This window comes from Enterobacter sp. Sphag1F (assembly GCF_014193275.1).
Classification (GTDB): domain Bacteria; phylum Pseudomonadota; class Gammaproteobacteria; order Enterobacterales; family Enterobacteriaceae; genus Pantoea; species Pantoea symbiotica.
Genome location: NZ_JACHZD010000005.1, coordinates 359907 through 382031 on the forward strand (window position 1 = coordinate 359907; position 22125 = coordinate 382031).

The window sequence follows — 22125 nt, forward strand, 5'->3', positions numbered from 1 at the left end:
AACATGGACAGATTAACGGGAAAAGTGGTGCTGATTACCGGCGCGGGCAGCGGAATTGGCAAAGCGGCGGCAGCCGGTTTTGCCGCGCGCGGTGCGCAGGTGATTTTGGTAGGACGACGTCAGGCGGTGCTGGATGAGGTGGCGGCAAGCCTGATCGCGCAGGGCGGTAAAGTCTCGGCGTATGCAGCGGACATCGCGCAAAAAAACGAGGTCGAGGCGCTGGTGGCGTGGGCGATAGCCGAACGGGGCCACGTCGATATTCTGGTCAACAACGCCGGCAGCGCCAGCAAGACGCTGAATGCGCGCTGGATTGCCGAAGAGGAGTGGGATCAGGTGCAGGACGTTAACATGAAAGCGGTATTTCTGCTGACGCAGGCGTTGCTGCCGGACATGCTGGCGCGCAAAAACGGCACCATCATCACCGTCTCTTCACTGGCGGCGCTGCGGCCAAATCTGCTGGGCGGCGCGGCTTACGGTGCAGCGAAAGCGGCGGTGCGCAACTTTATGACCTATCTGCACAACACTTTCCGCAACGACGGCATCCGTTCAACCTGCATTTTACCGGGTGAAGTGAACACGCCGATCATGGATAACCGCGCCAATCCGCCGGATCAGGCGATTCGTGATGGCATGGTGCAGCCGGAAGATGTCGCCGAAGCCATTCTGCTGTGCGCCAGCTTACCGGCGCGTACCGTGGTGGAAGAACTGATTGTCGCGCCGACGGTTCTGCGCGATCTCTCCGGCGATCTGGAGATCAGCCGCTGGAAAAATGCCCCGGCAGCGTGCCAGGCCGAACGTGAAAAATCGGAATAGGAATCCTTATGTCGAGCCAAAATTTTAAAGCCGCCGAGGCGGTATTACGTGTAGAGCGCACCTCACTGCGTGTGCAGCAACCTGCGTCGAGCGGCGATATGGTTTCTCTGGCGATGGGTGAACCGGATTTCGATACGCCGCCGCGCATCGTGCAAGCGGCGGTTGAAGCACTGCAAGCCGGTTACACCCATTACGCGCCGCTGCTCGGAGACAAAGCCTTGTGCAGTGCGCTGGCGAACGAGGTGTCCGCGCAGAGCGGCAACGCGGTGAAAGCCGGTGAAATTCTGGTCACACACGGCGGCACCGCCGGTCTTGCGGCGGCTATTCTCTCCATCGTCAATCCAGGCGATCGCGTGGTGATCCCCGATCCGACCTATTCGCTGTATGCGGATTTAGTCAATTTGGCCGGCGGCATCTGCGTGCCAATGCCGTGCCGCGCGGATCTGCACTGGGATCTGGATCGATTGGATAGCGCGCTCGACGGCGCCAAACTGTTTGTGTTCTGCAATCCCGGCAATCCTACCGGCATTGTGCACAGTCGCGCCGAAATTGAAGCGCTCGGCCAACTGGTGAATCAGCACGATACGCTGGTGATCGCCGATGAAGCTTATAGCGATCTGGTGTTTACCGATCGTCCCTTTACCTCGGTGCTGCACATTCCCGCTTTTGCCGGACGCACGCTGTTCTGTCAGACTTTCTCCAAAAGTTATGCCATGACCGGCTGGCGCGTGGGTTATCTGGCGGGACCGGCGGAGATGATCGCCGCCGCCGCGCGCGTACACAATACGGTGAACGGATCGGTGAACAGCGCGGTGCAGCGTGCTGCGCTAGTGGCGCTGACGCAGTGTAAAGATGACGTAAAACGTATGTATGATGTCTACCGCCAGCGTCGCGTGCTGATGATGGAAGGATTATCCGCCATTCCAGAGCTAAAACTGAATGAACCCGAAGGCGCGTTTTACTGCTTCCCGGCCTATTCGTTGCCGATTCCGGCGATTGATATGGTCTCGTTGCTGCGCGAACAGGGCATCGCGGTGCGGCCTGGCAGTGAATTTGGCGCAGCGGGCGAAGGGCATTTGCGCCTCTCTTACGCTGCCAGTAGTGAAGCCATTACTGAAGGTGTGCGCCGTTTGAAGCGCGGCCTGGCCTGTTTCAAGTAACATCAGTACGTTTAAGGAAGCACACCCACAATGACGGGAAAACCGATGCGCAGTGATACCGAAAGAAACCGCAAAAATCTGATTCAGGCAGCTGCCCGCTTGTTCGAGCGCTCCGAAACCCCGATAAGCATGACGGAAATCGCCGCAGAAGCGGGCGTCTCCGTGGCTACCGCCTATCGTCAGTTTACGTCGGTAGAAGAGGTGCTGAATGCGTATCGTCAGGACGTGGGGCAACTGCTGCTGGATTACAGTCTGGAGCAAAGCTGCAGCGGCTTACTGAAGCTGGAAAAAGTCAGCCGTTACTGGATCAAACTGGTGCGCGAGCGCGGTGCGGCGATGGTGCCGATGCGTAACCGGCGCGGCTATCTGGAACGTTTATGGGAAGGCGCGGAATACCTGTTAGTGCAGGCGGACGCGCTGCGCCCGGCGTTGCGTGAAGCGATGGAGGAGATGGAGCTGCCGGATATTGGCGATAAGGCGGTGTTCCTGTGGAATATCCTGTTCGATCCGCGTGAAATCTTTGATTTGCTCGACACGGTAGGGCTGACGGAAAAACAGGTCGGCACCCAGCTGATGTCGGTTCTGGTCGGCGGTTTACGCGGCTTCGCCACCGCGAATGAATTCACCGCCGAAGCCAGCCGCAGTAAATAGTTTGTGTGGCAGGTCGCCATAAATGGCGACCCTACAAAACCCGCAATTTACGGCATTGATTGGCATTACAGTTTCGCGGTTAACGCCCGCAGAGGAGTACGCAACACCTCATGCAGCGCGCGGATCGCTGGGGAAAACTGTTTACGATGCGGGCAGATAAGGTGCAGTGGCGTGCTTTCTCCCGGCATCTCCGGCATTACGCGCTCCAGCCTGCCGGACAGCACATCGTCACACACATCAATCCACGATTTATAGGCGATGCCCATACCGGCAATGGCCCAGCGCCGCGCCACTTCGGCGTCATCACAAAGCATGCGGCTTTTCACCGTGATCTGGCGGCGCATGCCATCCTGCGGAAATGTCCATTTGTCGTAAACGTGGCCGCCCATAATAAACAGCAGGCCATGATGATGCTGGGCGATCTCCTCCAGCATTTGCGGGCGACCGTGACGATCAAGATAATCCGGCGATGCCACCATCACGCGGCGATTGTCCTCTGCCAGCGGCAAGGCCACGTAGCTGCAGTCTTCCAGCTTGCCGTAGCGAATGGCGATATCCACCGGATCGCGGAACACATCGCTGATCTGATCAGAAAAGGAGAGACGCACCGCCAGCGCCGGATGTTCGCGGCAAAAGTCAGTGATCAGCGGCAGCAGAATATTGCGGCCAATATCTGATGGCAGCGCGATTTTCAGCTCGCCGCTCAGCGCATCTTCATCGCTCTGCAAGCTGTCGGCACCGGCATGCATCAGCGCCAGCATCTCCTGCGCATAAGGCAGATATTTTTCCCCTTCGGCGGTTAAGCGCAGGCTGCGGGTGGAACGGGCGAACAAGCGCCGATCCAGTTCCCGCTCCAGCCGCTGGATCGCCGCGCTGACCTGTCCGGGCAGCAAATTCACCTCGCGCGCCGCGCGTGAAAAGCTGCCGAGTACGGCGGAACGCACAAACAGGGTGACATCTTCCAGTCGGATCATCTTCTTATTCATCGTGGTAGTCGGCAGGGATTTTCACTCTAAGAGTGAAAGTGTTCACCTGCAACTGGCATTTTTCATTGCGCTGCGGCCCGCTATGCTGAATTCACTTCACCAAACCTGCTGATGAATAAGGATCTGCCTGATGAAAGCCATTGTTTATAGCCAAAACGGTTTACCGATTTCCGATGAAAATGCGCTGTATGAGCTGGAGGTTGATAAGCCAACGCCGGGCGCGCGCGATCTGCTGGTAAAAATTCATGCTATCGCGGTGAATCCGGTCGACACCAAAGTGCGCGCCGGTGCGCCAACCGATAAGCCGCGCATTCTGGGTTGGGATGCGGTGGGCGTGGTGGAAGCGGTGGGCGCAGACGTCACGCTGTTCCAGCCGGGCGACGAGGTGTTTTACGCCGGTGATATTACTCGCGCCGGCAGCTATGCCGAATATGGGCTGGTGGATGAACGCATCGCCGGGCACAAACCGCGTTCGCTGAACAACGCCGATGCCGCCGCGCTGCCGCTGACCTCGCTGACCGCGTGGGAACTGCTGTTTGATCGTCTCGAGGTGCAGGCCGATGACAACGCCGCGCTGCTGATTATTGGTGCAGGCGGCGGCGTTGGTTCCATGCTGACGCAGCTTGCCAGCAAGCTAACCAAGCTGACGGTGATCGGCACCGCATCGCGCCCGGAAACGGCGGATTGGGTGCGTTCGCTGGGCGCGCATCATGTGATTGATCATTCTCAACCGTTGGGCGAACAGCTGGCGGCGATTGGGCATAAAGAGGTGCGCTATGTCGCGTCGCTGACGCACACCGACAGCTATTACGATCAGCTGATTGATGCGCTCGCGCCGCAGGGCAAGCTGGCACTGATCGACGATCCCGAGACGCTGGATGCGGTGCCGCTGAAGCGCAAAGCGATTTCACTGCACTGGGAATTGATGTTCACCCGTTCGCTGTTCCATACCGCCGATATGCAGCGCCAGCATGAGATTTTGCAGCGAGTGAGCCAGCTGATTGATGACCAAACCCTGCAAACCACCGCTGGCGAACATCACGGCGTTATTAATGCCGCCAATTTGCGCAAGGCGCATGCGCTGATCGAGAGCGGTCGCGCACGCGGTAAGATTGTGTTGAGCGGGTTTTAATGATGCGGTCGCCATAAATGGCGACCCTACAAAACAGTACCGAACATCCGTAGGGTCGTCATTTATGGCGACCGTAAAACATTTTATATCTGAATAACATAAGGAATAGACCATGACACTCAATGATGCAGTCGTTCGTCGTCACACCGTCAAAGCGTTTGAGGGCGGTAAAAGCCTGCCGCAGGATGAAATCGAAACCCTGCTGAACGTGCTGCGCAACAGCCCGTCATCGGTGAACTCACAGCCGTGGCATTTTGTGGTGGCGTCCAGCGCCGCCGGTCGCGAGCAGATGGCCAAATCCACTGAAGGTGCCTTTGTCTACAACAGCCCGAAAGTGCTGAACGCCTCGCACGTTATCGCGCTGTGCATGCGTACCGATCTCGATGAAGCGCATTTACAGAATGTGCTAGCGCAGGAAGAGGAAGATGGGCGTTTCGCCAAGCCAGAAGGCAAAGCGGGGCAGGATAAGAGCCGTCGCAGCTACGTGGATATGCATCGTTACGAGCAGCGCGATGTGCCGCAGTGGATGGAAAAACAGGTTTACCTGGCGCTGGGTGGATTGCTACTGGGTGCGGCGATGTTGGGGATTGATGCCACGCCGATGGAAGGTTTTGACCAGCGTGCACTGGATCAGGCGCTGGGCCTGCGCGAGAAGGGCTTTACCAGCGTGGTGCTGGTGTCGCTTGGCTATCGCAGCGAGGCGGATTTCAACGCTGCATTGCCGAAATCACGCTTGCCGCGTGATGAGATTTTTACCTTTATTTAAAATTTGCGGTCGCGATTTCGTAGGGTGCGCATTTATGCGCACCGTTTCAATGGCCGCACCCAACCGATGGAAACCGCAACGTAAAACGGTTCACGCCCTGCTCGCTATGCACCTCACAACGTCCCTGATGTAATCGCATAATGCTGTGCACAATCGACAATCCCAAACCGCTGCTGCCCTGATGACGTGATGCATCGGCGCGCCAGAAGCGATCAAAGATGCGCGCTTGCTGTTCGGCACTCAGCGCCGAACCCTGATTTTCCACCATTAAACTGCTGCCCTGATTGAAAACTCGCACGGTGGAATCTCGATCGCCATAGCGCAAGGCGTTCGCCATCAGATTCGCCAGCCTTTCCAGCTCCTCGTAATTGGAGCCGAGCAGCGCCTGATAATTGCCGACGCTGCGCGTCTGGCTCGTGCTACTTCGGTTTGGCGGATCAGCGTGCTAATCGGCGTGCGCAGATCGTGCGCCATATCGGCAGAAACCTGACTCAACTGCTGATAGCCCATTTCAAGGCGACTCAGCATCTGATTAAAAGCCGCCACCAGCGGCTGCAGTTCCAGTGCCGCCTGTTCAGGCATGCGCTGTGATAGCCAGCAGCATGCCCGCTGCAAAGGTAAGTTTGTTCAATTTCATCGTAATGCTCCTGATAGGAAGGTAGGCCATCAGGATATGCAATCGGCTCTGACATCAGCGTGAGCGAGTTATGACAAAAGAATGACATGCGCACTTGTTATATAGAAATGACCTAACGTAATAGGTGGATCTAAAATTTGATAATCAGTATCGTAGACCACAGTTACTATAAGGATATAGGATGCAAAAGTTATGTATAACAACAGTGAAGTCATCAGTTATCTTCAAGCCAATAAAATTCTCGCAATGAAACTCGACCATGCCGTTAATGCCGTCGGAAAACAGGTCGCGGAGCAGGTCAAATCAATAGGTGCTGGTACTACACGAGCGTTGTATTACACATCCTGTTTCACTGGTGAATATAACGATGTGTGCCTGCGGCAAAAAAATGAAGATATCCGTTTTCGGGATGGCGTTTACCGGCTTCTCAGGCACGGAGATATTGGCTACGAGATGCTTAAATTATATTTTGAAGAGCTGCTAAAATTTAAAACTGCACAGCAACTAGAATACATAAAGAAAAAACTCATGACGGTTAATGTTCATATTGCTGCAAGTTCACTGACTAACGCTGGTTTTGCTATGGCGGCAGCCAGCGCCGTTCGCATGGGATTAAACCTGAGTATGGAGATCAGCGCGCTGACAGGGCGAATAGCCGGCGGTTTAGTGGGAGCAGCAGCTTTATATGGCATTGTTCAGAGGGCAGCAGATAGTGCGCACCGACTTCAAACTCAATATCCCGCTTATTATTCAGCGCTCTATTTACAGAATCTGGAAATGATGTATTTCCTAATCGAACCCGTAATGCAACGCGCGAATGCCCTCGATGCCCAATGGGCAACTGAAGAAAATATTGCAGATATCATTACCCGGTTGATTAGGTAACCATGATTAAATTTATAAAAAACTCAATGCGTTCATTAGGCCGGTCGTTGGTATGGATATACGGACCGGCAATATTGACCATTGCCTTTGCATTACTCCAGGCTCATTTTTTTCCAGAAAGTCCAGTTTGGCCTATTGCGGTTTTCTTTATATTCTCGCTGGTCATCGTGGCTCGTTACATAAAATGATGTTGTTTTAAAAAAACTGTTAACCGATAAGGATATTATATGTCGACACCCGCACATTTATGGCTAGAAGATGAAAATGGCTCGCCTATTGTTGGCAGTTGTTTAATCCCACTGCGGTTAGGTTCTATCGAATTGAAATCATTTTCACACGGCATAACCATCCCAGTAGATCAAAATAGGGGGAAATTGACCGCAACGCGAGTCCATCAACCTATCGTGATAGTAAAAGAGTTCGATAAGACAACACCAATTCTTTACCGCGCTGTATGTGAAGGGCGCACACTTAAAAAAGCTACGATCAAGATGTATCGAATTCTTGAATCAGGCATTGAGTCCGAATATTTCAATATCATTTTGGATAACGTTAAAATAACCACAGTTTCGCCTTACCTTGCCCCAAATGGTCAGAGCAACACTCATGTTGAAACATTAGAGTTGCGTTATGAGGCGATCACCTGGAAGTACACGGAAGGAAATATTATTTACCGTGATACATGGAATGAATACGCTTGCGCGTGACAATATTTCAGTGGCCAAAGTTATTAAGTGTATCCAAACTAAGTTTGGTTTGCGCAAAACGTTCATCTTCGGCATTAAGATTCTTTTACTGCCGAAGATAAAATCGCTTAACCCCCTCTGTTTAATAAGTATTCCCTCTGCATCAAATCCGTAATTTCTGTAGTGGGATCATGTCCACCATGTTATTAACTCTGTATGACGTTGTGAATTTAGCTACCTGCCGGAGATAACAATGAAGAAAAGTTTGTCCTTTGCCTTACTGCTTTCACTGAGCGCGTTTAGCCACGCTTCTTTTGCTAAGCAAACCTTGCGTTTCGGCGTTGATCCTACGTTCCCGCCGTTTGAATCCAAAGCCAGCGACGGTTCGCTGCAGGGCTTTGATATCGATCTCGGTAACGCCATTTGCGCTCAGGCGAAAGTGAAGTGCCAATGGGTGCAGATTGGTTTTGATGGCAGCATTCCGGCGCTGCAGGCGAGAAAGTTTGATGCCATTCTTTCGGCGATGTCGATGACGGAGAAACGCCGCGAGCAGGTGGCTTTCAGCGATATGCTTTATGTCACGCCGAGCGCGTTACTCACACCGGCCAACGCTCCGCTAACGGGAGACATTAACGCGCTGCGTGGCAAAAGAATTGGCGTCGCGCAGGGCACTATTCAGGAAACCTACGCCAAAGCGCAATGGGCAACCAAAGGCGTGAGTGTGGTTTCTTACCCTAATCAGATGGAGATTTACCCGGACTTGGTGGCGGGACGTCTTGATGCCAGCCTGGCGAATGCGGTTTCGGCAGAGCAAGGTTTCCTAAATACGCCAGCAGGCAAAGACTACGTCATCAGCGCCACGCTGGTGGATAAAGAGGTGTTGGGCAATGGCGTGGGCATTGGATTGCGTAAAGACGATGCGGCCAATCTGAAGTTGATCAACACCGCGCTGGCGGAACTGCACAGCCACGGCACTTACGATCAATTGGCGAAGAAGTACTTCAAATTTAAGGTCTATCCGTAAAAGTCATATGCACGTAGGGTCGCCATTTATGGCGACCTCGCCCACCAATCGCACCCACACTCATTCAAAAAATCATGCAAAACTTACCTCACTACCCAACCCAACGCGCCCGCTTTCTCGCCGCCGTCCAACGGCAAAACGGTGCATTAACGTCATACGCGCATCCGTTACCCGGCCCGCAAGGCGAGGAGCTTTTCACCGATGTAGCGGTGATCGGCGATGCTAACGCATCCCGTTTGATGCTGGTGATCTCCGGCACGCACGGCGTGGAAGGCTATTACGGATCCGATTGCCAAATTGCCTGGCTGGATACCTTTAACCTCACGGCGTTGCCCGCTGACACCGCCATCGTGATGCTGCATCTGCTCAATCCGTGGGGCGCGGCGCATTTACGCCGCGTCAATGAAGACAACATCGACCTCAATCGCAACTTCATCGATTTTTCACAGCCCGCACCCGCCAATCCTGATTACGCCGCGTGGCATGGCATTTATCATGGCGATCGCGCCAGCGCCGATAAGCTGTTAGCGGAAACGCTGAACAGCGCCGGTTGGCAGGCGGTAAAACGCGTAGTGGAAGCAGGGCAATATGGCGCGGCGGACGGTTTCTTTTACGGCGGCCAACAGCCAAGCTGGTCGTATCGCACGCTGGAAACCATCATCTCCCATCATTTGTCGCAGGCCAAAACCATCATCAGCTTCGATCTTCATACCGGCGCGGGCGCATGGGGACATCCGATGCTGCTGTCGATTGCCGAGCAGCGCTTCGCCGCACATGACTGGGGCAAGGCGATTTACGGCGAATGGTTAACGCTGCTGTTCACCGGCGCGGGACGCGACAGCGAAACCGGCGTCACCGCGACCGCCACCGGATATGTGTCGCAATTCCTGCTGACCTCGCTTCCGAACACACAGATTTTGCCGCTGGTGGTGGAGTGCGGTACTTATCCCGGCGAGGAGATGCATCGCCGCGTGCGCGACGATCACTGGCTGCATCTGCAAGGCGATCCAGCCAGTGAAAGCGGGCAGGCGATTAAGCAGGAACTGGTGGAAGGATTCTGGCCCGCCGACGCTGACTGGCGGGCGCTGGTGGCCTTTCGCACCCAGCAAATCTTCGTGCGCGGCTGGCGGGCATTAATCGATTTATAAGCGTCCGTAAAACGTCATGCGGGCGGTTTCCGACAGCGCAATGCCCGGCTCGGTGTTGTACGCCAGCACCGCCAGCATGCGGGTGATATCGCCTTCGGTTGGCGTGACGCGATGCAGCGAATTGCGGCCACGGAATAGCACCAAATCCCCGGCATCAATCGCCAGCGCGTCTACTGGCTGGCGCTGATCCAGCACCGCCGCCACGCCGTCGAAATTCATCTCGCCGGCATCGGCATCGCGCAGATCCTTCACGTACTGGAACACCGCGCCGGCGCGCGGCTTCTGCACCAGCAGCGTGATGGCAAATGACGAGTTATCAAAGTGCCAGCCCAGTTCCTGACCGTCGGGCGCGTAATGCAGATTGATCGACGACAGCGGATCGGCATAAGGATAGAGCGCCTCTTCTCCCAACACATCGCACAGGAAGCTTTTAAACAGTTCATCGTTATAGAGCTGACGCAGCGGTGAATCGGCGGCAATCACATCATCGGTGATGCAGCCTTTGGTGCTGATGACATCGCGATTGCGCGGATGATCGGCGCTAAAAGCCTCATCTTTCTTCATCAGATAAACGTTGTGTTTGCTGGCGGTGTGATACGCCAGATGGCGCTGCGCATCACCTTCGGCAATGATGGCTTGCAGCGCGGCGGGCTGCAGGAACTGACGCAAAACTAAAGCGCCGTGCTGATTAAGTTGCTCACGGCAGGCGCGACGCCAGTCGGCATCGGCCAGCGGATGCAGTTCGAAACGAATCAAGGCAGACATAGTTTCACTTCTCATGTGTTACAGGTGTGTAAAGACTGTAACTCGCTGATATGTTAATACGTAACGATAAAAATTTAACACCTTGCTAAGGAAACCTTAATGCCCGCGCCATCACCGCGTTTGCCCAAAATCAGCGTCATTCAATCGTTCAAAGTGGCGGCGGAACTCGGCAGCCTGGCGAAAGCGGCTGCGCAGCTGGCGTTAACGCCCGCTGCGGTGAGCCAGCAAATTCGCCAGCTGGAAGAGCAGTTGGGCAGCGCGCTGTTTGTGCGCACGCAAAGCGGCGTGATGCTGACGGAAATGGGCAAAGAGTATCTGCGTTATGTCACCGAAGCGTTTGACATTCTGCATCTCGGCCAGCAAAACCTGCGTCATGCGGCGTCGACACCAAGATTAACACTCTATTCGCTGCCAGCGCTGGCCTCAAAATGGCTGCTGCCGAATATTGCGCAGTGGCGCGAGCAGTGTCCCGAGATCGATTTAGCACTGCACGGCACGCATACGCAGGTGGATTTCAACGCCACGCCCGCCGATTTTGTTATCTGTTTCGGCGAAGATCGCTATCCGCAGTTGGACAAGCAGTTGCTGTTCCTCGACGAGGTACTGCCGGTGGCGAGCCCGGCGCTACTGCAACGTTTTGCCGGGCAGGATGTGTTGCAGCATGCGCCGCTGATCCACCTTGACTGGGGCAACGAAGGGCGCTTTTTACCCGACTGGCGCAGCTGGTTTCAGGCGAAGGGCATTGACGATCCACCACCGCAGCCATCGTTCAGTTTCAATCTCACCTCGCTGGCGATTGATGCCGCCGTGGCAGGCGCGGGCTTGCTGCTCGGTCAGCGGCGTTTGATTGCTGACGAACTGGCGCGCGGCGATTTGGTGATCGTCGATCCACTTAGCCTGCCGCTTAGCAAACCGTACTTCCTCGCCTGGCCGCAGCGCTCACTTAGCCAACCAGGCAGCGACACACTGATCCGCTGGCTCACGCAGCTAGCCCACTCGTAGGGTCGCCATTTATGGCGACCAGCAACCCGCACGAACTTGTAGGATCGCCATTTATGGCCTAAGACTCGTCAGTTAAGCGTCTTTCGGTCACCATAAATGGCGACCCTACAAATGATTGGCGCTTTTTTCGGATGGTCACCATAAATAGCGACCCTACAAATGATTGGCGCTTTTTTCGGATGGTCACCATAAATGGCGACCCTACAAATGATTGGCGCTTTTTTCGGATGGTCACCATAAATGGCGACCCTACAAATGATCGGCGCTTTTTTCGGATGGTTACCATAAATGGCGACCCTACAAATGATTGGCGCTTTTTTCGGATGGTCACCATTCATGGCGACCTAAAAAAGAAAGGGAGTTCACCAATGACCGCAGATCTCAATTTCTGGCTCACCGCGCTGGTGGTCGGCATCACCATTTTGCTGTGGGCCAGCGCGCGTTTGCCAGAATACGTCACCGCGCTGCTGTTTTTCGCGGCAGCGATGTTGCTAAAGCTGGCTCCCGCCAGCAGCGTGTTCAGTGGCTTTGCCTCGTCAGCGTTCTGGCTGGTGCTCAGCGGTTTTGTGCTGGGCGCGGCGATCCGCAAAGTCGGCCTGGCGCAGCGCTGGGCCAACTGGCTGGTGGTGCCGCTCAGCCAAAGCTGGCCGCGCATGATTGCAGGCACCGTGCTACTGACTTATCTGCTGGCGTTTGTTATGCCCTCAAATATGGGACGCATCGCGCTGCTGATGCCGGTGGTGCTGGCGATGGGCGAGCGCGCAGGAATCAAAGCGGGCAGCCGCGGCAGTATTGGCCTGGCGCTGGCGGTGGGATTTGGCACTTTCCAGCTATCGGCCAGCATTTTGCCCGCCAATGTGCCGAATCTGGTGCTGAGCGGCGCGGCGGAGAGCGCGTATCAGCTACATCTGCAATGGTTGCCGTGGTGGTTGCTGCACATGCCAGTGGTGGGCATCGCTAAAGGATTGTTGTTGATTGCTTGCCTGCTATTTCTGTTTCGAGCTCAGCCTAAAGCGGTGCAACAACGCGACAGCTTAACTGCGCTCAGCCGCAGCGAGTGGCGCTTGATTGGCCTGCTGGCGATCACCTTGCTACTGTGGATGACCGACAGCGTGCACGGTTTACCGGCTGCATGGGTAGGATTGGCGGCAGCCTGCATCTGTTTGCTGCCGCGCGTGGGTTTTATCACCAGCGATGATTTCGCCAGCGGGGTGAATTTCCGCACCTGCATTTACATTGCCGGGATTCTTGGCGTCGCCACGCTGGTGGTGGATTCCGGCCTGGGACGGATGATCGCCAACGCGCTGCTTAGCGTATTGCCGCTGCAGGATCATCCATCCTTCAGCAATTTCGCGGTGCTTAATGCGCTGGTATCGCTGCTGAATTTTGTGCTCACCGCCAACGGCGTGCCGGCGATGGTGACGCCGATGGCGCAAGAGCTGGCGAACGCGTCCGGCTTTCCGCTGCTCACCGTAATCATGCTGCAGGTGTTTGCCTACGCCACGCCGCTGCTGCCGTATCAGGCATCGCCGGTGGTGGTGGCGATGGGACTCGGCAATGTTCCGGCGAAGGCCGGTTTGCAGCTGTGCGCGCTGATTTTTCTGCTTAGCGTGCTGTTGCTGTTACCGCTGGATTATCTGTGGTTTCGGCTGCTAGGCTATGCCTGATATCTCTGCCTGAGAATGCTTATGCCAGCCAATAACGATTGGGTTGATTTTCGTCGTGACGATGAAACCGGGATTGAAAGCGTCAACGCGCATTTTCGCGGACACGCATACGATCCGCACGATCACGACGAACTGCTGGTGGGCGTGACGCAGCAAGGTTTACAACGCTTCAACTGCCACCGTTCGCTACACACCAGCACGCCGGGCCGGGCGATCCTGATTGAACCGGGCGCGGTACACGATGGACACGCGCCGGACGCCGAGGGTTTCACCTACGTAATGCTTTATCTGCCGCAGAGTTGGGTGGCGGAGATGATGCAGCGGCGCGGATTGGGCGATGTGTCGAACATTGAAGGCGCTTTTCGCCACACGTTGACGGACGATGCGCTGTTAGCCAGCGCCATTCAGCAAGCCTGGTTTGCGGTGCATCAGGGCGAAGGGCGTTTGGCGCGCGATCAAAGCCTCGATCACTTGCTTACTATGCTGTCGCGCCATCTGGATACCAAACCCAGCGTGCAGCACAGCGAAGCGATGCGTCAGATGCAGCTGCTGCGCGACTATCTGCACGATTTTATGGCGCAGGATATTGGACTGGATGAGCTGTCGCGCCTGTCCGGCATTGATCGTTTCCGCCTGACGCGCCAGTTCAAACAGGCGTTCGGCCAATCGCCGCATGCTTATCTGGTTCGGTTACGCTTACGCAGCGCACGCACCTTGCTGGCGCAGGGCATTGAACCGGTAAACGTTGCGGCGCAGGTGGGATTTGCCGATCAAAGTCATCTCGGTCGCTGGTTCCAGCGCGCCTATCGCATGACGCCCGCCGCTTATCAGCGTCAGTGCACAAACGTTCTATACGCTTCCCCGTCCGCTCTTAGATGATGAGGTTTTCGTTGTCATTGGAGAGTTGTTGCAGATGTTTGATACCAAAATCGCCCTGATCGTACGTGATGATTTAGCCACCTGGCAGCGCCTGAATGTGGTGGCGTTTCTCGCCACCGGCGTGGCGTCCGCCGCACCCGAGATGATGGGCGAACCCTATGTTGATGCCAAAGCGCGTCACTACGGCAATATGGCGGGCCAGCCGATGCTGGTGTTTGCGGGGGATTTAGCCGGTTTGCAGCGCGCGCATCGTCAGGGGCTGGAGCGTGAGTTAACCATTATTCCTTACGTGGAAGCGATGTTCTCCACCGGCCACGACGCGGCGAACCGCGAAGTGTTTATGGCAGAGGATGCCGATAATTTGAATCTGGTCGGCATTGCGCTGCGCGGTCCGAAGAAAGCGGTGGATAAGGCGATTAAGGGATTGGCGTTGCACGGTTAGTGCGGGTTTTCCCTCACCCTAACCCTCTCCCGCAGGCGGGAGAGGGAACCGAATGTGCGGCTTGGTGGCTGATCATTCGCTCCACCTAATCATTCCCTCTCCCTCAGGGAGAGGGCTAGGGTGAGGGCGACGCTATCAAACAAACCTATCCGCCGCGCTCAGCAACAAATCTTCCCGCCCGCGCAGCGCCAGCAGCTCCAGCCCAATCGGCAAACCTTCGGCGCTGAATCCTGCCGGAATGCTGATCGCCGGCGCGCCGGTCACTGCTGAAATTAGCGCGTTGCTGCCTTCCTGCATCTCGCCGTGCTTAACCGGCGCACGGCGCACCACAGGATAAGCCAGCAGATTGATCTGCTGCGCGGCGAAAAATTCAGCCAGCTGCAGATACAGTTCGCGCTGACGCAGCTGTACCTGCTGATAACCTTCACTCTCCACGCCCGGATGCTGCGCCCGCGTGGTAAACACCGTTTCCAGCTGCGGATGGTAACGCTTTGATGCCACCACTTCCGCCAGCGTGCGGCTCTGCGCCTGCGGTTTATCCGCCAGATACGCCGCAAGCGCACCGGCAAATTCGTAGCCGATGATATTGGCGTCAGCCGCCAATGTCTCCAGCTGCGGATAACTCACCTCACGCGGCGCGAAATCCACCAGCGCCGCGCGCACCGCCTGATTAATCTCGTCTTCATCGGCAGCAAAACCTTCCAGCCAGATGCCGATGCGCAGCGGCTCATCGCTCTCCGCGAACTGTTGGCCGCTCAAAATCTCAGAGGCTAAACGCAGATCCGCCGCCGAACGCGCCAGCGGGCCGGGAATATCCTGGGTTGGCGACAACGGCACGATACCGTCGGTGCTGATGGCGCCGCGCGTCATGCGCAGTCCAAACAATGCGTTAAAGGCAGCTGGAATGCGCACCGAACCGGCGGTATCGCTGCCGATCGCCAGCGGCACATAGCCGGCCGCGACCGCCACGGCGGAACCACTGCTCGATCCGCCCGGCGAGCGGCCTTCAACCCACGCATTGTGGGTAAAACCGCTCAACGATGACGCGCCGGTAATGCCTGCCGCCAGCTCATGCATGGCGGTTTTTCCGATCAGTATCGCGCCTGCATCTCTCAGTTGGGTAACCAACGGCGCATCATCGCTGGCGATAACCTCACGCAGCAGCACCGAACCGGCGCTGGTCGGCCAGCCTTGCACTTCAATATTGTCTTTGATCAGCACTGGAATCCCTTCCAGAGGTCCCGCCACTTCTCCACGCTGACGACGCACATCGCTGGCGTCCGCCGCCGCTAACGCCTGATCGGCAAACAGCCAGGTAATGGCGTTGTAGCGCGGTTGATCCACCTCGGCAATGCGTTGCAGCGCGAACGTCGTTAACTGGCGAGCGCTCACCGTGCGCTGGGTCAGCGCCTGCTGTAAATCGTTAATCGAAGCGGTGAGATAATTGGCGTATTGCATCAGGTTAAACCTCCAGCGGAATCCATTGCCCGTCGCGCGTGACGCGTCCGCACGAGCTGCCATTAAAGTGGGTGCTGAACCAGATTGCCTGATGTTGTGCGCACCAGTCCACCACGCGTTGCCTTGAAGTGACGGCCAGCGCTTTATCCTCGCAAAACAGCGAGTTCCAGTGCGGATATTGAAACTGGATGGCATTGTGCATCACGTCGCCAGCAAAGATGGCCGATTCACCGGCGCTTTCCAGCACGATCGATGCATGATCGCCGCTGTGACCGGGCGTGGAGAGATAGCGCAGCACGCCAGCAAACAGCGGGGAATCCTGCACGTTGATGGTCTCCAGCTGTTCGCTCGCGATCAGCGGCAGAATGCTATCGCGATAGAGTTCCTGCGCCGCCGGATTCTGCTGGCAATGTGCCAGTTCCCGCGCCGAGCAGATATAGCGCGCATTCGGGAACATCGGCTGCCATTCACCGTCTTGTTGATGGGTGTTCCAGCCAACGTGATCGGTATGAATATGTGTCATCAGCACCAGCGTCACCTCCGCCGGATCAACGCCCGCGCGCGCCAGATTTTCGGCATACGGCGTATTTAGCTGATGAAACAGCGGTTTGTTATCGCGATTGCGGCCGTTGCCGGTGGCGGTATCGATGATGATGGTGTGTTCGCCGGTGCGCACCACCCAGCTGTGAATCGACATCTCGGCGGGCTGCTCTGCTAATTCATCACTCATTTCCGCGCGATGCGGCGTAAACAGCACGCCCAGCGGGAAGACAGCGGTTTGTTCGCTCACTTTGGTAATCCGGCAATCGCCGACGCGAATCGTCATGAGGTGCTCCTTATTGCCTGGTTGCAGCGAAGAAGCCTCACTATACTGGCGGCACGATCATTATTTAAATCGATTAAAATCATGCAAAGCATCAATGAAAATGATTTTGCGCGCATCGACCTGAATTTGCTGGTGGTGTTGCTGGTGATGTACGAGGTGCGCAGCGTCACGCAGGCGGCAAATCGGCTCTATCTCGGACAACCGGCAGTCAGCGCGGCGTTAAAGCGTCTGCGCGAGATGTTTGACGATCCGCTGTTTGTCCGCGCCTCAAACGGCATGACGCCAACGCCACGCGCCGAGCAATTGGTGCATCAGTTCGCGCCGCTGATGCAGGATCTGCATCGCGTGATCTTCACGCAGCAGCCCTTTAACGCGGCAGAAGATAGCTACAGTTTTCGCATTGGCATGAGCGATTGGCTGGAACATTGGCTGATGCCGGATTTGCTGGCAGAACTGGCGCGCGTGGCGCCGAAGGTTGATGTGAAAGTCATTGCCACCGATCCGTGGCAGGCGATTCCGCTGATGGAGCAGCAGCAAGCGGATGTGGTGATGACGGTCGGCAACGAAACCAGCCGCGATCTTACGCGTGAGAAGATCCTGCGTGCGGGTTTCAGCACGGTTTGGCACCGCGATCAGATTCAACTCGATGCGCCGCTGACGCTGCAGCAGTTTGTCAGTTACGAGCACGCGCTGGTGTCGTATCGCGGAGTAAGTGAAAGCGCGCTGGATCGGCAGTTGCAACAGCATGGAATGGCGCGGCGCGTGCGTTATGTGACGCCGCACTTCTCCGCGCTGCCAATGCTGCTGAAGCGTCTGCCGCTGTTCGCTACGGTGCCGCAGGGTTTGGTGACGTCCTGGTGCGCGTTATATGACCTGAGCGCAGCGCCCGTGCCGGTGAGCATGCCGGATTATGAAGTGTCGCTGCTGTGGCACAACGCGCGCAGCGAAGATGCCGCTAATAGCTGGCTGCGGGATGTGTTGCGTGGGTTGATAATGAGTAAGCTTTGATAAGGTCGCCATGAATGGCGACCCTACATTAGGGCAGCAGTAATCTCGTAGGGTCGCCATTTATGGCGACCGTTATGCCGACCTGCTCGCTTACCACGGCACCACGCGTCCTAAATAATCCAGATAATGAATCCCGCGCCGTCCGGCGTAGCTTTCCATGGTATTCAGCAGATTCGGGATGCTCTCCTCAATGGTCAGGCGCGCTTCCGGGCCGCCCATATCGGTGCGCACCCAGCCGGGCGCCATCAGCAATAATGTGCGTTCGCCGCCACTGCGCGCAGCAAAACTGCGCATAAACATATTCAGCGCCGCTTTGCTGCCGCGATACACCTCGTAATTGCCGTTGGTGTTGTTGGTCAAACTGCCCTGACCGGATGACATTACGGCGATGGTGCCGCTGGCCGTGACGCAATCTTTGAAGGTCTCAATCACCCGCAGCGGGCTCAGCGCGTTGGTCACCATCACGCGGGTAAACTCCTCGGTTGAGACATCTGCGATGGTTTCGCGGTCGTCATTTTTCACGCCTGCGTTGAGGAACAGCATATCGAACTGGCGATCCGCCAGCCGCGTATGCAGCGCTTTGACCTGTTCGGGTTCATTGATATCCACGCTTTCTACCCTGAGCTGTGCGGGGAAGCGGTCGGCCAGTTGCTGTAAATTCCCGGTCGAGTTTTCACGTCCGGTGGCGACCACCTGATAACCGCGCTGCAGCATGGTTTCCGCCAGCGCCAAACCCAGTCCACGCGATGCGCCAATCAGTAAAATTTTCATGATTTTCTCCTCAGTGTTTACGATGGATAGAGTGTAGCGCCGGGTGAGGGCAGGCTGAACGCGCAGCATTGACAGTATTAACCTGCACCAAACGCCTTGTCTCGATTCGTCGAATCGGCGAGGATAAACCGCATGAATGATGCCGATCTCAACCTGTTAATTGCTTTGGATGCGCTGCTGATTGAAGGCAGCGTGATTGGCGCTGCGCGTCGCCTGGGCTTAAGCGAATCGGCGATGAGTCGCACGCTCGGACGCTTACGCGCCACCACCGGCGATGCGCTGTTAGTGCGCGCTGGACGCCAAATGGTGCTGACACCTTATGCCGAAGCGATCCGCGAGCGCACGCATCACACGGTGCGTGAAGCGCGCGCGGTATTAAGCCCGACGGCGCAGTCGCTGGATTTGCGTCAGCTGGATCGCTGTTTTACCTTGCGCACCAATGAGGGATTCGTCGAAGCTTTTGGCAGCGCATTGATCGCTGCCGTGGCTGAACAAGCGCCGCACGCGTGGCTCAGTTTTGTGCCTAAGCCAGAGAAAAGTGCGCGCGATTTGCGCGAAGGCAACATTGATTTGGAGATTGGCGTGCTGGGCAATATGGGCCCGGAGATTCGTTTGCAGGCGCTGTTTCGCGATGACTTTGTTGGCGTGGTGCGCGCCGGACATCCGCTCACGCAGCAGCTGGATATCGCCCAGTTCGCCGCCTTTGGTCATATCGTGGCGTCAAGGCGCGGTGAATTGGGTGGGCCGATTCATGATGCGCTGCAGCAGGCCGGATTGACACGCAAGGTCGCGGCGCTGGTACCGGCATTTTCCAGCGCGGTGGCGTTGGCGCAGGAATCGGATCTGGTCGCGTTAGTGCCGCGTTCGCTGTTTCTGCATCATCCGCTAATCAAAAACAGCAACGCCTTAGCGATGTTTGAACTGCCGTTCACCACGCCGGAAATGACCGTATCACAGCTGTGGCATCCGCGACTGGAAAATGATGCCGCGCATCGTTGGCTGCGCGGCGTGGTAAAAGACGTTTGTCAGCCGCCGCGTACCGAACCGCGCCACACCACATCGGCCTGATACAGCAGGCTATCGTGTTGCTGTTCGCCTTGCGGCGTGAAGCCGGTTTCATCCTGCTCGGTTTGTATCAGCCACTTCACTGCATCCTGCGCGAACTGCTCAACCGGCTGCGAAAAGGTAGTGAGATTGTAGGAGGACCAGCCGGCCTGCGCGATGTTGTCGTAGCCGATTAAACAGAGATCTTCCGGCACGCGCAGGGCAAAGCGGTGGCGCGCTTCATCCATAAACCCGCAGGCCACCAAATCGGTGACGCAAAACACGCCGTCCGGCCGCTGATGACGCGTTAGCAAGCGGTGCGCCAGAATTTGGCCACTTTCATACGATGTGGTGCCAAAGCGTTCCACCGTCACGCTTAATCCCGCACGTTCCGCAGTCGCGACAAAGGTGTCTTCACGTTTTTTCAGGCTCGGCGTACCCGCCAGCGAATTGGCAAATGCCAGATGCTGGCAACCGGCGCGCTGAAACGCCATCACCGCGGTTTGCGCGGCGCTCTCCGCATCAAGATTAATGCTGAGCGAACCAGGCAGCGCTTCATCGCGGTTGATCAAAATGATGCGCTGGCCGTGCTTATAACACTGACGCGTGATGGTGCGATCCGGCATGCCGGAGAGAATGATCGAGGCATCGGCGCGGAAATTAATCGCCTGCTGCAGCGCCGCTGAAACGCTGTTGTCCGAGCGATCGGTGTTGATCAGCATCGCCACTTTGCCTGCTTCCTGCAGAAACTGCGTCAGCCAGCGCACCAGACTGGCGCGATAGGGCGTGGCAATTTCCGAGACGATCAGGCAGACAATACTGCTGCGATTGCTTACCAGACCACGCGCCAGATGATTGACGTGATAACCCAACTCTTCCGCCGCCTTCATCACCCGTTCACGCGTTGCCGGTGACACGCTGGCGCCCGGCGTAAACGCGCGCGACACCGCCGAGCGCGAAACGCCCGCGCGCTCAGCGACATCCTGCGCACTGACCACCGCTTTCTCATGCTGCATGCTCAACACCTCTTCACAATCTGGCTACCACTGAGTCTGCCTCAGATTGCAAAGCTGTGCAAACCGCTTTAGATCTCATTTGTTGCATTTTTGTGACATCGACTAACAATTGCGCAGCGTGGTGTTTGACAGGACATTTCTTGTTCATTACTACTTTGCACACACGTGCAAGAAAAGGTGCCAATGAAGCACTAACCCTACAATCCAGGAGAACACTATGCGAGTCACCTCAATGGCCATCGCGCTATCCCTCTGTTGCACTGCACTGCCGTTTGCCGCTTCGGCGGCGGGCAATCTGAATATGGTCTGTTCTGCCGATGTGGTGGTGTGCGAGCACATGACCAACATCTTCAGCAAGGCGCATCCGGATATCAAAGTCAGCATGGTGCGCCTCTCGGCGGGCGAAGCCTATGCACGGCTGCGCAGCGAAGCACGTAATCCGCGCACCGATATCTGGTGGGCGGGCACCGGTGATCCGCATATGCAGGCGGCGGAAGAGGGGCTGACGCAGCCGTACAAATCGCCGCTGCTCGATCAGCAACAGGATTGGGCGCAGAAGCAGGCGGAAAACTCCAATTACCGCACGGTGGGCATTTATGCTGGCGCGCTCGGCTGGGGCTACAACACCAAACTGCTGGAGTCGAAAAAGCTGAAAGAGCCGAAATGCTGGGCCGATCTGCTGGACCCAAGCTTCAAAGGCGAAATTCAGATCGCCAACCCGAACTCGTCGGGTACCGCCTACAACACGCTGGCGACGCTGGTGCAGATCATGGGTGAGGATAAGGCCTTTGATTACCTGAAAAAGCTTAACGCCAATATTTCGCAGTACACCAAATCGGGCTCCGCGCCGGTGAAATCGGCTGCGCGTGGCGAAACCACCGTCGGCATCGTGTTTATGCACGATGCGGTGGCGATGGAAGTGGACGGTTTCCCGATCAAGACCGTCGCGCCGTGCGAAGGCACCGGTTATGAGATTGGCTCGATGTCGATTGTCAAAGGGGCGCGCAACCTCGCTAACGCCAAAGTCTGGTACGACTGGGCGCTGAGCTCTGAAGCGCAATCACATATGAAAGAGGCCAAATCCTTCCAGCTGCCATCGAATCGCAACGCGGAGATTTCTGAGTACGCGCCGCGCTTCGAGAACATCAAACTGATCGATTACGACTTCAAGACTTACGGCGATTCGGCCAAACGTAAAGCGTTGTTGGGACGTTGGGATAAAGAGATCGGTGCCAGCGCGCAGTGAGAACGGTGCGGTTTGTGGGACGGTCGCCATAAATGACGACCCTACAAAACCCGATGAATCCCGTAGGGTCGCCATTCATGGCGACCTGGTTAAGCACCGCACAAAACCCCGTA

24 protein-coding genes are annotated in these 22125 nt (G+C 56.4%); 16 read left to right on the forward strand and 8 right to left on the reverse strand.

Translation table 11 applies throughout. The features are described from left to right. Positions 1–3 precede the first annotated feature (3 nt). The 3 genes from FHW71_RS17705 to FHW71_RS17715 are packed head-to-tail and all read left to right on the forward strand — an operon-like array spanning position 4 to position 2624. Positions 4–813 carry an SDR family oxidoreductase gene (locus FHW71_RS17705; protein ID WP_179452367.1) on the forward strand — a complete coding sequence of 270 codons (810 nt, stop codon included), beginning with the start codon at positions 4–6 and terminating at the stop codon, positions 811–813. 8 nt (positions 814–821) lie between these two features. Then, positions 822–1973, forward strand: coding sequence for an aminotransferase class I/II-fold pyridoxal phosphate-dependent enzyme (locus tag FHW71_RS17710; RefSeq protein WP_179452366.1), 1152 nt, complete (start codon positions 822–824; stop codon positions 1971–1973). Between the two features lie 30 nt (positions 1974–2003). Beyond that, the gene (locus tag FHW71_RS17715) at positions 2004–2624 is read left to right on the forward strand and encodes a TetR/AcrR family transcriptional regulator (protein ID WP_008110124.1); all 621 of its coding nucleotides are present in this window, start codon (positions 2004–2006) and stop codon (positions 2622–2624) included. Positions 2625–2689: 65 nt separating this feature from the next. Here the strand turns inward: FHW71_RS17715 and FHW71_RS17720 are convergent, their stop codons facing one another. Further along, positions 2690–3598 (reverse strand): LysR family transcriptional regulator, encoded by a 909-nt coding sequence (locus FHW71_RS17720; RefSeq protein ID WP_179452581.1) that lies wholly within the window; start codon positions 3596–3598, stop codon positions 2690–2692. Positions 3599–3740: 142 nt separating this feature from the next. On the opposite strand from FHW71_RS17720, the gene FHW71_RS17725 reads away from it, so the two are divergent. Together FHW71_RS17725 and nfsB are read left to right on the forward strand one after the other, a co-directional pair. Continuing rightward, on the forward strand, positions 3741–4742 hold the full coding sequence (locus FHW71_RS17725; RefSeq protein WP_179452365.1) for a zinc-binding alcohol dehydrogenase family protein: 1002 nt from the start codon (positions 3741–3743) through the stop codon (positions 4740–4742). A gap of 112 nt (positions 4743–4854) precedes the next feature. Continuing rightward, positions 4855–5508, forward strand: a complete 654-nt coding sequence (gene nfsB / locus FHW71_RS17730; RefSeq protein ID WP_179452364.1) for an oxygen-insensitive NAD(P)H nitroreductase — start codon at positions 4855–4857, stop codon at positions 5506–5508. Between the two features lie 46 nt (positions 5509–5554). Here nfsB and FHW71_RS24060 read toward each other — a convergent pair whose 3' ends face one another. Together FHW71_RS24060 and FHW71_RS24065 are read right to left on the reverse strand one after the other, a co-directional pair. Beyond that, positions 5555–5845, reverse strand: coding sequence for an ATP-binding protein (locus FHW71_RS24060; protein WP_286176323.1), 291 nt, complete (start codon positions 5843–5845; stop codon positions 5555–5557). Continuing rightward, complete coding sequence (locus FHW71_RS24065) at positions 5845–6090, reverse strand: hypothetical protein (RefSeq protein ID WP_286176324.1); 246 nt, start codon at positions 6088–6090, stop codon at positions 5845–5847. Before FHW71_RS24065 ends, FHW71_RS24060 begins: the two co-directional genes overlap by 1 nt. Positions 6091–6337: 247 nt before the next feature. Between FHW71_RS24065 and FHW71_RS17740 the strand changes: the two genes are divergently transcribed. From FHW71_RS17740 to FHW71_RS17755, 4 genes are all read left to right on the forward strand, one after another. Then, positions 6338–7030 carry a hypothetical protein gene (locus tag FHW71_RS17740; protein ID WP_179452363.1) on the forward strand — a complete coding sequence of 231 codons (693 nt, stop codon included), beginning with the start codon at positions 6338–6340 and terminating at the stop codon, positions 7028–7030. Between the two features lie 227 nt (positions 7031–7257). Next, entirely contained in the window at positions 7258–7737 is a 480-nt protein-coding gene (gene tssD, locus FHW71_RS17745) for a type VI secretion system tube protein TssD (RefSeq protein ID WP_179452362.1), read from the forward strand. 232 nt (positions 7738–7969) lie between these two features. After that, positions 7970–8740 (forward strand): transporter substrate-binding domain-containing protein, encoded by a 771-nt coding sequence (locus FHW71_RS17750; protein ID WP_179452361.1) that lies wholly within the window; start codon positions 7970–7972, stop codon positions 8738–8740. A 74-nt stretch (positions 8741–8814) separates the two neighbouring features. Continuing rightward, positions 8815–9888: a DUF2817 domain-containing protein gene (locus FHW71_RS17755; RefSeq protein ID WP_179452360.1), complete on the forward strand. Its 1074-nt coding sequence runs from the start codon at positions 8815–8817 to the stop codon at positions 9886–9888. Here FHW71_RS17755 and FHW71_RS17760 read toward each other — a convergent pair. Continuing rightward, a complete protein-coding gene (locus tag FHW71_RS17760) occupies positions 9883–10653 on the reverse strand; it encodes a 2OG-Fe(II) oxygenase (protein WP_179452359.1) in 771 nt (256 codons plus the stop codon). The two genes, FHW71_RS17755 and FHW71_RS17760, sit on opposite strands and share 6 nt — an antisense overlap. A gap of 99 nt (positions 10654–10752) precedes the next feature. On the opposite strand from FHW71_RS17760, the gene FHW71_RS17765 reads away from it, so the two are divergent. From FHW71_RS17765 to FHW71_RS17780, 4 genes are all read left to right on the forward strand, one after another. Next, on the forward strand, positions 10753–11655 hold the full coding sequence (locus FHW71_RS17765; RefSeq protein ID WP_179452358.1) for a LysR substrate-binding domain-containing protein: 903 nt from the start codon (positions 10753–10755) through the stop codon (positions 11653–11655). A gap of 368 nt (positions 11656–12023) precedes the next feature. Beyond that, the gene (locus tag FHW71_RS17770) at positions 12024–13322 is read left to right on the forward strand and encodes an SLC13 family permease (RefSeq protein ID WP_179452357.1); all 1299 of its coding nucleotides are present in this window, start codon (positions 12024–12026) and stop codon (positions 13320–13322) included. Positions 13323–13343: 21 nt separating this feature from the next. Continuing rightward, complete coding sequence (locus tag FHW71_RS17775) at positions 13344–14201, forward strand: AraC family transcriptional regulator (RefSeq protein WP_061719117.1); 858 nt, start codon at positions 13344–13346, stop codon at positions 14199–14201. 34 nt (positions 14202–14235) lie between these two features. After that, a complete protein-coding gene (locus tag FHW71_RS17780) occupies positions 14236–14643 on the forward strand; it encodes a DUF2000 family protein (RefSeq protein ID WP_061719118.1) in 408 nt (135 codons plus the stop codon). 135 nt (positions 14644–14778) lie between these two features. Here FHW71_RS17780 and FHW71_RS17785 read toward each other — a convergent pair whose 3' ends face one another. Together FHW71_RS17785 and FHW71_RS17790 are read right to left on the reverse strand one after the other, a co-directional pair. Next, positions 14779–16101, reverse strand: coding sequence for an amidase (locus FHW71_RS17785; RefSeq protein ID WP_179452356.1), 1323 nt, complete (start codon positions 16099–16101; stop codon positions 14779–14781). A gap of 4 nt (positions 16102–16105) precedes the next feature. Then, the gene (locus FHW71_RS17790) at positions 16106–16927 is read right to left on the reverse strand and encodes an MBL fold metallo-hydrolase (RefSeq protein WP_179452355.1); all 822 of its coding nucleotides are present in this window, start codon (positions 16925–16927) and stop codon (positions 16106–16108) included. Positions 16928–17008: 81 nt separating this feature from the next. On the opposite strand from FHW71_RS17790, the gene FHW71_RS17795 reads away from it, so the two are divergent. Then, complete coding sequence (locus tag FHW71_RS17795) at positions 17009–17935, forward strand: LysR family transcriptional regulator (RefSeq protein ID WP_179452354.1); 927 nt, start codon at positions 17009–17011, stop codon at positions 17933–17935. Positions 17936–18025: 90 nt separating this feature from the next. On the opposite strand, the gene FHW71_RS17800 is transcribed toward FHW71_RS17795, so the two are convergent. Then, positions 18026–18706 carry an SDR family NAD(P)-dependent oxidoreductase gene (locus FHW71_RS17800; protein WP_179452353.1) on the reverse strand — a complete coding sequence of 227 codons (681 nt, stop codon included), beginning with the start codon at positions 18704–18706 and terminating at the stop codon, positions 18026–18028. Positions 18707–18838: 132 nt separating this feature from the next. Here FHW71_RS17800 and FHW71_RS17805 point away from each other — a divergent pair, with 132 nt between their 5' ends. Further along, a complete protein-coding gene (locus FHW71_RS17805) occupies positions 18839–19774 on the forward strand; it encodes a LysR family transcriptional regulator (RefSeq protein ID WP_179452352.1) in 936 nt (311 codons plus the stop codon). On the opposite strand, the gene FHW71_RS17810 is transcribed toward FHW71_RS17805, so the two are convergent. After that, on the reverse strand, positions 19732–20766 hold the full coding sequence (locus FHW71_RS17810) for a LacI family DNA-binding transcriptional regulator (RefSeq protein ID WP_008109401.1): 1035 nt from the start codon (positions 20764–20766) through the stop codon (positions 19732–19734). The two genes, FHW71_RS17805 and FHW71_RS17810, sit on opposite strands and share 43 nt — an antisense overlap. 217 nt (positions 20767–20983) lie before the next feature. On the opposite strand from FHW71_RS17810, the gene FHW71_RS17815 reads away from it, so the two are divergent. Further along, complete coding sequence (locus tag FHW71_RS17815) at positions 20984–22012, forward strand: ABC transporter substrate-binding protein (protein WP_179452351.1); 1029 nt, start codon at positions 20984–20986, stop codon at positions 22010–22012. The last annotated feature ends 113 nt before the right edge of the window (positions 22013–22125 follow it).